The sequence below is a fragment of the Longimicrobium sp. genome, from assembly GCF_048594345.1.
Lineage (GTDB): Bacteria > Gemmatimonadota > Gemmatimonadetes > Longimicrobiales > Longimicrobiaceae > Longimicrobium.
Genome location: NZ_JBMDXM010000160.1, coordinates 1 through 9,440, shown reverse-complemented (window position 1 = coordinate 9,440; position 9,440 = coordinate 1). Strand labels below are relative to the sequence as shown.

Sequence of the window (9,440 nt, the reverse complement as noted above, 5' to 3'; positions counted from 1 at the left end):
TGCGGTGCGGCTGGCCGGCCGGGGCATATCGCCCCCCGCTTGTCTCGGGGGGGGGGCCCCGGGGCGGGGGCGGCCCCCCCCTCGTCACGTCCGGCCGTCTTTCCGCGCGCGGGCAACACGCCCTGTCAACGGCGTTACCAGCAGTCGAAGCTCGCCGGGCAGTCACGCGGACGGCAGGTTCCCTCGCACGAGCGGCAGGTTTCCCAGCACGTTTCGGCGCAGGTGTAATCGTCGCAGGTTTCGGGACAGGTAGGGTCGCAGGTGAGGTAGTTCGCACAGGTGGGGCAGCCGGGGCACGTGCACTGGGTCTGGCACGTGCACAGTTCCTGCTGGCCCATCACGGTGCCGCGCGCCCGCTCGCCCGGCGTGGTGTCGAACGTCTCGACCCTCAGGGCATCCAGGTTGAGCTTGACCTTGTTCATCCGTCTGCCTCCTGCTGAAGTGATGGTTCCGTCATTCCACCCCCGTCATGATCACACCGGATGGGCCAACATTCGCGCCAGCCGGATGCTCGCAAGCTTGCCGCGCGTTCCTTACGCGTCAACAGTTCTGATTGTGCAAAGCCGTTACACACGACGTATTCGGAGGCCGGTTCGCACGGCACAGCGCGGCAAAGCGCGACGCCGCGGCGTGACGAAAGGCGGGGCCGGCGGATCAGGATACGGGGACGAGAAAAGATGGGGCGCCCGGATCTCTCTCCGGGCGCCCCGTCCACGTCCAGCCCTCTCCCCGCGCACCACGGATCAAGGGCAGATGTTGCTGTCTTGGCAGCGCGGGTTCCAGCACGTGCCGCCGCACGACTCGTTGCAGGTAAAGCCCTGACCCGGGCACGTGCCGTAGCAGCTCTCCGCGCAGCTGGGGTCGTCGCAGGTGTTGGCGCAGGTGGCCTGGCAGGTCTCGCCAGGGCAGCTTCCCTGGCAGCTGCAGTACTGCTCACCCACCACGGTCCCCCGTTCCTTCTCCGCGCTCCGCGTTTCGAAGCTCTCTACCGCCAGGTCATCCAGGTGCAGCTTGAGCTTGTTCATGGTCGTTTTCCGTTTCTGGAGGTGGTTCGGGTGGAGGCGGGACGGCTGCCGGGGACCGGGCCGGCCCGCCTCCGCGGACGGCGTCAGGCTTGGCAGATGTTGGTGCAGCGCGGGTTCCAGCACGTGCCGCCGCACGACTCGTTGCACGTCCACCCCTGGCCCGGGCACGTGCCGTTGCAGCTCTCGGCGCAGGTGGGGCACGCCGGGCAGGTCTGGTCGTCGCACGTGTACGCACACGTGGCGTCGCAGGTAGGACAGCCCGGGCACGTGCAGACGGTGTAGCAGGTGCACTGCTGCTCGCCCACCACGGTCCCCCTCTCGCGCTTGATCTCGGTGGTGTTGAAGCTCTCCACCGACAGGTCGTCCAGCCGAAGCTTTTTCATCGTACCCTCTCCGGGAATGTGGATGGTGGATCGGGATCGCACGCACGGCGGGTGCGCCGGGGTGCAGATGGATGATGCCACGATTCTCTCAACAACCCGTATGGCGAGGGGATGAATCGAGCGTGCCGGGGACGAGCGGCGCGGTGGCGAAGCGAAGGACGAACGGCACGTCGAGAGACGGGGCTGGATTTGGGGAGCGATCTCTCCGGGACGCCGCGGTGTACAGGAACGGGGACGGCCGGATGATCCGACCGCCCCCGTCGCTGCGTCCCCCACATGCGGTAAACTCTCAACGACCTTCATGAAGCCATCCAGCCCCATCTGGATGGGCCCGCGGCCGGCCAGGAGATCCCCCGGACCTGCGTGCGAATGCAACATGCCACCCTCCGCGCCACATTCCGACTGCGGCGGGCCGAGCGGCCGGCGTCGCGTGACAAGCGGAGCCTCGCGAGGGCAAGCGGTATCGACCGCGACTACGTCCGGAAGATCACTGTCATTCTGAGTGAGCCTCAGAGGGGGTTGAGCAACCTCGGATCTTGCCAGTCATCCTGAGGGAGGCGCCGCTCCGTCATCTGCCCATACACACTACCTTGGCGCCGACCGAAGGACCTTGCCTGCATGACGGAGGGACTCGAACGGCTCCCGGCGGCTGGGCCTCGCGCGACCCGACAAAATTCCTTCGGTCGCGCGCAAGCTTCTGTGGTCTTGAAAGTTACGGGCGGGCGCTCACTCAGGATGACACCGTTCCTCCGTTGGAGCAGGTGAGGTTTGGCATCAACCTTTTGGGAGGCGCCGCACGCAACCGTCTTCACGCTCCAGGGTGATCGCGCCGACCAAAGAATCCCTGTCGGAAACGAGCGGGGACGGATGCCTATCCCGCCGTCCCGCGCGCCCACTCGGCGGCGGCGGCGAGGTCGGGGGGAAAGGGGGAGTCGAAGCGCATGGGCTGGCCCGTGCGGGGGTGGGTAAAGCGGAGGTCGGTGGCGTGCAGAAACTGCCGCGGGACGCGCCTGGCCAGCCCCGCCGCCCAGCCGCGCTCGGGCCCGCCGAAGCCCTTGTGCCGCTCCGGCGCGTAGGTGCGGTCACCGACCACGGGGTGGCCCAGGTGCAGCAGGTGCACGCGGATCTGGTGTGTGCGCCCCGTCTCCAACTCGGCGCGCACCAGGTCCGCCGCGCGCCACCGCTCCAGGCGGACGAAGCGCGTGCGGGCGGGGCGGCCGTCCGGCGTCACCGCCATCCGCTTGCGTTCCGTGGCGTGCCGGCCGATCGGCGCGTCCACCAGGATCTCTTCCCGCGCCAGCCGTCCCCACGCCGCCGCCAGGTAGGTGCGCCGGATCCGCCGCGCCTTGAGTTCGGCGGAGAGGGTGCGGTGAGCGTCGTCGTGCTTGGCGACGACCATCAACCCCGACGTGTCCTTGTCCAGCCGGTGCACGATTCCCGGCCGCAGCACCCCGCCAATCCCCGACAGGTCGTTCACGGCGTGCAGCAGCGCGTTCACCAGCGTCCCCGTGGGGTTGCCGGGCGCGGGGTGCACGACCAGCCCCGGCGGCTTGTCGATCACCAGCAGGTCGTCGTCCTGGTAGACGATGGTGAGCGGGATGTCTTCGCCGCTGATGTGCGACGGTGCGGGCGGGGGGATGCGCACCTCCACGCGGTCGCCGGGGGCGGGGCGGTCGCGCTTCTTGGGCACCGCGCCGTTCAGGGTGACGCGGCCTTCCTCGATCAGCTGCGCCGCGCGCGAGCGGCTGACGTCCAGCCGCGCCGCCAGCCAGCTGTCCAGCCGCTCCCCCGCCTCGTCGCCCGCCAGCAGCTGGATGATCTCGTCAGGCAAGCCGGAACCGCTCATCGAAGGATAAGGATACAGCCCTCTACGTGGAACAAACGCGAAGACGGGGCGTTACCGACGGGCCCTCTCCCCCGACGGGCCTTTTGCTCGTTCCTCGCAACGGCCGTCGACCCCTCCCCCAACCCCGGGGGAGGGGTTTTGGTGTTTCCGCCGGCTGCGTCACGGGTACGTCTCGCCGGGTGCCGCCGCTGGCTGCCGCGTGCGCCCACGACCGTCGCTTCGCACCCCGACGCTCGCGTCACCCCTCTCCCGCGCAGTTTGCGGGAGAGGGGCCGGGGGTGAGGGGTCCGCGCGAAGCGCGACGCCGTTCGCCGTTGCCGTCCACCCTCACACCCTCACACCCTCACACCCTCACACCCTCACACCCTCACACCCTCACACCGTCACACCCTCACACCCTCACACCCTCACACCGCGGTAACATCCTCCCCTTCCTTCTCCAGCTTCTGCTCCTCGCGCCAGAGCGACACAGCCAGCAGCAGCGCGCCGATGGTGACGCCGATGTCGGCGATGTTGAACACCGGCCAGCGCACGTTGCCAAACCCGATGTCGAAGAAGTCCACCACCCCTCGCGAGCTGCGCAGCCGGTCGATCAGGTTGCCGATGGCCCCGCCCGTAACCAGCGCGATGGAAACCAGCCGTGTGCGGTCGCTCCACGGCGTCTGGCGGTACATCAGGTACAGCAGCACCGCCGCCGCCACGGGAAGGATGCTGAACGCGATGCGCGACCATTCGCCCAGGTGAATGCCGAACGCCGCGCCGCGGTTGAAAATGTACGTCAGGCGAAAGAAGTCGCCGATCACCGGGACGGGATCGTACAGCCGCAGCGAGCGCTCCACGATGTACTTGGTGATCTGGTCGATCACGATCAGCCCGACCGTGATCCCCAGGTACAGCGCGATCTTCTTGCGCGCCTCTTCGCGCGTGTCCGGCACCGACAGCGGCCGCGTATCCGTCATCGTCTCGCTCATCTCACGCCTCGTTGGGAACGCGGGCAATCGCCACGGTCCCCGCCACCCCGTCCAGGTCCACCTCGCGCGACGCCTCGTATCCCTCGAAGTCGTTCACCGAGCCCGTCTCCACCTCCACGGCCAGGGTCTCGCCGGCCACGAACTCGCCCCACTGGCGCGACACGTCCAGGATCTCGCCGTCGCCAAAGATCCCCAGGCGAATGCGGTCCTGCACCTGCAGCCCCGTCTCCTTGCGCAGGTTCTGCACCCGGTTCACCAGCTCGCGCGCCAGCCCCTCCAGCCGCAGCTCCGGCGTGATCGTGGGGTCCAATGCGACGGTGAAGCCCCCCTCATCCGCCGTGGCAAAGCTGCCGCGCGCGCTCTGCACCAGGTCAAAGTGCTCGGCGATCACGTCCATCGCCTGGCCGTCTACCTCCACCTTGAGCGGCTCGCCGCGCTTGAAGGCAGCCAGCACGGCGGATTCAAGCCCGCGGATGGCGTCCGCGATCCGCGGCGTAAGCTTGCCGAACACCGCGCCCAGCGCCTTGAAGTTGGGCTTGGCGCTGAACGTCACCAGCTCCTCGGCGGCGTGCATGAACTCCACCGAGCGCACGTTCAGCTCGTCCCGCAGAATCAGCAGCAGCGCCTCGTCCACCTGGTAGCCGTCCGGCACCACCGCGTAGATGGTCCCCAGCGGCTGCCGCACGCGGATGCCCACGGAGTCCCGCGCGGCGCGGCCCAGCGTCGATAGCGTGCGGACGGCCTGCATCCCCCGCTCCAGCCGCCCGTCCACCGCCGCCGGGTCGACGGCCGGGAACCGCGCCAGGTGCACGCTGCCGCCGGTGAGCGAACGGTGCAGCCAGTCGGACAGGAAGGGGGCAAAGGGCGCCATCAGCCGCGACACCGTGACCAGCGCCTGGTGCAGCGTGGCAAAGGCCGAGCGCGTGTCCGCCGCGTCGGACGAGCCCCAGAAGCGCTCGCGCGAACGGCGCACGTACCAGTTGCTCAGGTCGTCGATGACAAAATCCGCCACCGCACGGACCGCGTGCGTCAGGTTGTAGCCCTCCAGGTCCTCCGTGACGTCCGCCGTCACCGTCGCCAGCCGCGACAGGAGCCAGCGGTCCAGCAGCGAGCGCTCGGCCGGCGCCTCCGCCTCGGGCGTCCACCCCTCCAGCGAGGCGTACATGGCAAAGAAGCGGTACGTCTGGCGCAGCGTGTCGAACGTCTTGCGCTGCACCTCCTTGACGCCCTCGGGATCGAAGCGCTTGGGAAGCCAGGGATTGGACGAGGACAGCAGGTACCAGCGGATGGCGTCGGCGCCAAACTGGGCGATGGCCTCGGCGGGGTTCACCGTGTTGCCGCGGGATTTGGACATCTTGAGCCCCTTGGCGTCCAGGATCAGGTCGTTCACGACCACGTTCCGGTACGCCGGCCCCCTGCCCAGAAGCGTCGAGATGGCCAGCAGCGAGTAGAACCACCCGCGCGTCTGGTCCACGCCTTCGCAGATGAAGTCCGCGGGAAACTGCCGCTCCTGCTCGCCCCGGTTCTCGAACGGGTAGTGGTGCTGGGCGAACGGCATGGCCCCGGAGTCAAACCAGACGTCGATCACCTCCGGCGTGCGCCGCATGGTCCCGCCGCATGCTTCGCACGCCCACTCCAGCTCGTCCACGTACGGCCGGTGTGGATCGGGAAGCTCGCTGCGCCCGCTCTTGGCCTTCAGCTCGTCGAACGAGCCCACGAACTCGATGTGCGAGGGGTTCGCGTCACACACCCACGCGGGGAGCGGCGTGCCCCAGTAGCGGCTGCGGCTGATGGCCCAGTCCACGTTGTTCTCCAGCCACTCGCCAAAGCGCCCGGCGCCCACCTCGGGCGGGTACCAGTTGATCTGCGCGTTGTTGGCCAGCAGCTGGTCGCGCACGGCGGTGGTGCGGATGAACCACGAGTCGCGCGCCATGTACAGCAGCGGGCTCTGGCACCGCCAGCAGTGCGGGTAGCTGTGCTCCTCGCGCGACGACCTGAAGACCTGCCCGCGCCCCTTGAGGTCGATCAGCAGGTCCGTGTCGGCGTCCTTGACGAAGCGGCCGCCCACCAGCGGCAGGTCTTCGAGAAACTGCCCGCGGTCGTCCACCGGCCGCAGCACCGGCAGCCCCACGGACTGCCCAAGCGCATAGTCGTCGGCGCCAAAGGCGGGGGAGATGTGCACGATCCCCGTGCCGTCGCCGCTGCTGACGAAGTCGGCCGTGTACACGTGCCAGGCGTTGCGCACCTGCTCGTCGGGAACGCCCACGGGCTGCACCCAGTCGAACGGGCGCTGGTACGCCAGGCCGACGAGCTCGTCCGCGCGATACGAACGGACGATCTCCGCGTCGTCGCCGAACAGCGCGGGGACGCGGGCGCGCACCAGCAGGTAGCGGCGGCCTTCGCGGGCCACCTCCACGTACTCCTCGTCCGCGCTGATGGCCAGCGCCACATTGCTCACCAGCGTCCACGGCGTGGTGGTCCACACCAGCAGCTCGCGGCCGTCGGGCTGCCCGTCCGCGTCCAGCACGGGCATGGTAAGGTACAGCGACGGGTCCTTGACGTCCTTGTACCCCTGCGCCACCTCGTGGCTGCTGAGCCCGGTGCCACAGCGCGGGCAGTACGGCAGGATCTTGTGGCCGCGGTAGAACAGGCCGCGCTTGTTGATCTCCGCCAGCAGCCACCACACCGACTCCACGTAGTCCGGGTGATAGGTGACGTACGGCTTGCTGTAGTCCAGCCAGTAGCCGATGCGCGCGGAAAAGCGCTCCCACTCGTCCGTGTAGGTGAGCACGGATTCGCGGCACACCTCGTTGAAGCGGGCGATGCCCAGCGCCTCGATCTCGCGCTTGCCGCTGATCCCCAGCTGCTTCTCGGCCTCGATCTCAACGGGCAGGCCGTGCGTGTCCCACCCGGCCATGCGGGGCACGTAGCGCCCCTGCATGGTGCGGAAGCGCGCCACGGTGTCCTTGATGGTGCGGCTGAGCACGTGGTGAATGCCGGGGCGCCCGTTGGCCGTGGGCGGGCCTTCGAAGAAGACGAACGGCTCGCCGTTCGCCGTCTGCTCCACGCTCTGGCGAAACGTGCCTTCCGTCCGCCAGCGCTCCAGCACCTCGTCTTCCAGCGCGGTGACGCTCTGGGGAAGCTCGGGAAACTTGCTCATCTCGGTTGCTCACAAAGCTGACGCGATTGTCGAACCTTCAACTTAGTCCCAAAGTACAAACAGCGACAACCCGCCCCCGCACCGGGTGCGGAGGGCGGGCATGGCACAGGCGGCGGCGCCGGCCCGCGCGTCGACGAAAGCGCGCCGGAACCCGAACCCTTGGGACGTTTCGCACCGAATCCCGCTGTTCATCGTGCACCCGATTCCGGATCATGGAAAGACTTGTCTCACACGGGGTCAACGGGGTCAACGGGGTCAACGGTTCTGATCGTTACCGTTGACCCCGTTGACCCCATGTGAGATGTCCGGCTCTGGATGTGCGGCTGGTGTTCACCCGGATTCCGCCGCGAGTGCACAACCCACCGTGAGCAACGGTATCACTCCGGCGCCAACCCCGCCTGTGCGGCGACCCACTCCCGCGCTTAGACGGCCACCGCCGCGGATGAGTCCGGCTTGAGCATCCCGCGGTTGCGGCCAACCACGTTGCCCGCCAGTTCGCGGAAGGTGGGGCGGCCGCGCATGAGCTCCTGCACGTTCTCGCGGACCGTGCGGTGTACGCGCTCCAGGGCGCGCGCGTGGATGGGCTCCAGCGCGTCCGCGTCCGGACGGGCGCCGGCGTGGCGCTCCTCCCACTCCACCCAGCAGCCGATCAGCCCGCCGCAGTTCACGATCCAGTCGGGCAGTACCAGCACACCGCGCTCCTCCAGCCACCGCTCCGCCTCGCGCGAAAGCGGGCCGTTGGCGCCCTCCACCAGCACGCGGACGCCGGTGTGGTCAAAGAAGGTGGTCACGTCCTGCACGCGCGGGTTTTCCCCCCGGACGTGATCCAGCTGCTCCGGCAGCGCCAGCACCATGGTGCGCGCCGCGGGGATGAAGATGTCGCACGGCACGGAGAACAGGGCATCGGGATCGTCCGTCCACTCCACGCGATCCTCGTTCGCGCGCGCCCAGGCCAGAACGCCCTCGTCACCGGACGCCTCCCACGCCGCGAAAAGGGTGTTAACGTCCAGCCCGTCGTTCTCCACGGCCGACAGCATGCCCCTGGCGTTGCTCACCGCCCGCACCCGCACACCCAGCCCGTCCAGCAGCCTCCCCGCGTGCGCGCCCACCGCGCCAAAACCCTGGATGCTCGCCGTCATCCGCGCCAGGCGCCCCGCGGGCACGCACGTGCGCACGGCTTCTACCAGCCCCTCGGCGGTGTAGCCCCGGTGGTCGATGGAAAGGCCGCCGTGCTGCACGCTGAGCCCCGTCACGTGGTCCAGCAGCCCGTCCGCGGCGCTCACGCGGTTCTGGATTTCTTCGGGCACGTTCATGTCGGGCCCGAAGATCACGCCCGGATCCACCGTGGCGACAGCCTGAATGTGCTCCGCCAGAATGCGGGTCTTGCGGTCTTCGTCGCCCACGATCTCCGGCGTGGTGACCAGCACGCTCTTCTGGCCGTCCGCCGGGATCATGGCGGCCAGGCTCTTTTCCGTCATCGCGCACGAAAGCCGGCCCACCTCGGCCAGGCCAAAGTCGTCCGCGGCATCCGGGGGCCGGGGCACGAACCGCGCTCCGCCGATCCGCCGGTCGAAGTTCTGCCGGTGGATGGCGGTGCGGGCGACGGTGCCGGCCTCGTGGTACGTGGTTACGACAAGGGCGAACGGCTCTCCCTCGATCTCAATATCGCGATCCACGCGGATTTCCTGCGGCATCTAGGTGAGCTCCTGAAGGGTGTAGAAAAAGGCGAAAGGCAGGTAGAACAGCGGAATGGCGCGATTGATCCGGCTGCCCATGCTACCAGAATGCGTCGCACACCGCAATGGTTTTGAGAACGGCCTGCTTTCGTGCGCGGACATCTCCGCCGAACGAATGGGCACGCAGAGCCGTTTTCCAGGATTCGGTATGATGTGATACCATTTCTCGCAGTTCGCGGTGCAATCAGAGGAACGACGGAAAAGCATCACGCGGAGGCGCGGAGGAACGGATGAGGCGCGGAGGCGTTTTGGGCGTTCCCTCCGCGCCTCTTCTGTTTTCTCCGCGCCTCCGCGTGAAAATCGTTCCCCTCACTGCACA

Annotated in this window: 7 protein-coding genes; all 7 read right to left on the bottom strand. The window is 68.4% G+C overall.

The genetic code is table 11. The features are described from left to right. Nucleotides 1–134: 134 nt before the first annotated feature. The 7 genes from ACOJUJ_RS17585 to ACOJUJ_RS17555 all read right to left on the bottom strand — a co-directional run bounded on the left by ACOJUJ_RS17585 (nucleotide 135) and on the right by ACOJUJ_RS17555 (nucleotide 9,061). A complete protein-coding gene (locus tag ACOJUJ_RS17585) occupies nucleotides 135–422 on the bottom strand; it encodes a hypothetical protein (protein WP_420128211.1) in 288 nt (95 codons plus the stop codon). 321 nt (nucleotides 423–743) lie between these two features. Further along, nucleotides 744–1,025 carry a pinensin family lanthipeptide gene (locus ACOJUJ_RS17580; RefSeq protein ID WP_420128210.1) on the bottom strand — a complete coding sequence of 94 codons (282 nt, stop codon included), beginning with the start codon at nucleotides 1,023–1,025 and terminating at the stop codon, nucleotides 744–746. A gap of 83 nt (nucleotides 1,026–1,108) precedes the next feature. Further along, nucleotides 1,109–1,408, bottom strand: coding sequence for a hypothetical protein (locus tag ACOJUJ_RS17575; RefSeq protein ID WP_420128209.1), 300 nt, complete (start codon nucleotides 1,406–1,408; stop codon nucleotides 1,109–1,111). 871 nt (nucleotides 1,409–2,279) lie between these two features. Continuing rightward, a complete protein-coding gene (locus ACOJUJ_RS17570) occupies nucleotides 2,280–3,254 on the bottom strand; it encodes an RluA family pseudouridine synthase (RefSeq protein WP_420128208.1) in 975 nt (324 codons plus the stop codon). Between the two features lie 407 nt (nucleotides 3,255–3,661). Continuing rightward, nucleotides 3,662–4,225 carry a signal peptidase II gene (gene lspA, locus ACOJUJ_RS17565; protein ID WP_420128207.1) on the bottom strand — a complete coding sequence of 188 codons (564 nt, stop codon included), beginning with the start codon at nucleotides 4,223–4,225 and terminating at the stop codon, nucleotides 3,662–3,664. 1 nt (nucleotide 4,226) lies between these two features. Beyond that, nucleotides 4,227–7,385, bottom strand: coding sequence for an isoleucine--tRNA ligase (gene ileS, locus ACOJUJ_RS17560; protein WP_420128206.1), 3,159 nt, complete (start codon nucleotides 7,383–7,385; stop codon nucleotides 4,227–4,229). 422 nt (nucleotides 7,386–7,807) lie between these two features. Further along, entirely contained in the window at nucleotides 7,808–9,061 is a 1,254-nt protein-coding gene (locus ACOJUJ_RS17555) for a hypothetical protein (RefSeq protein WP_420128205.1), read from the bottom strand. Nucleotides 9,062–9,440: the final 379 nt, after the last annotated feature.

Bases quoted from the DNA above. Each gene is read 5' to 3' on its own strand.
- ileS (WP_420128206.1), bottom strand. From the start codon at position 7,385: ATGAGCAAGTTTCCCGAGCTTCCCCAGAGCGTCACCGCGCTGGAAGAC.
- ACOJUJ_RS17585 (WP_420128211.1), bottom strand. From the start codon at position 422: ATGAACAAGGTCAAGCTCAACCTGGATGCCCTGAGGGTCGAGACGTTC.
- ACOJUJ_RS17570 (WP_420128208.1), bottom strand. From the start codon at position 3,254: ATGAGCGGTTCCGGCTTGCCTGACGAGATCATCCAGCTGCTGGCGGGC.
- ACOJUJ_RS17580 (WP_420128210.1), bottom strand. From the start codon at position 1,025: ATGAACAAGCTCAAGCTGCACCTGGATGACCTGGCGGTAGAGAGCTTC.
- ACOJUJ_RS17575 (WP_420128209.1), bottom strand. From the start codon at position 1,408: ATGAAAAAGCTTCGGCTGGACGACCTGTCGGTGGAGAGCTTCAACACC.
- lspA (WP_420128207.1), bottom strand. From the start codon at position 4,225: ATGAGCGAGACGATGACGGATACGCGGCCGCTGTCGGTGCCGGACACG.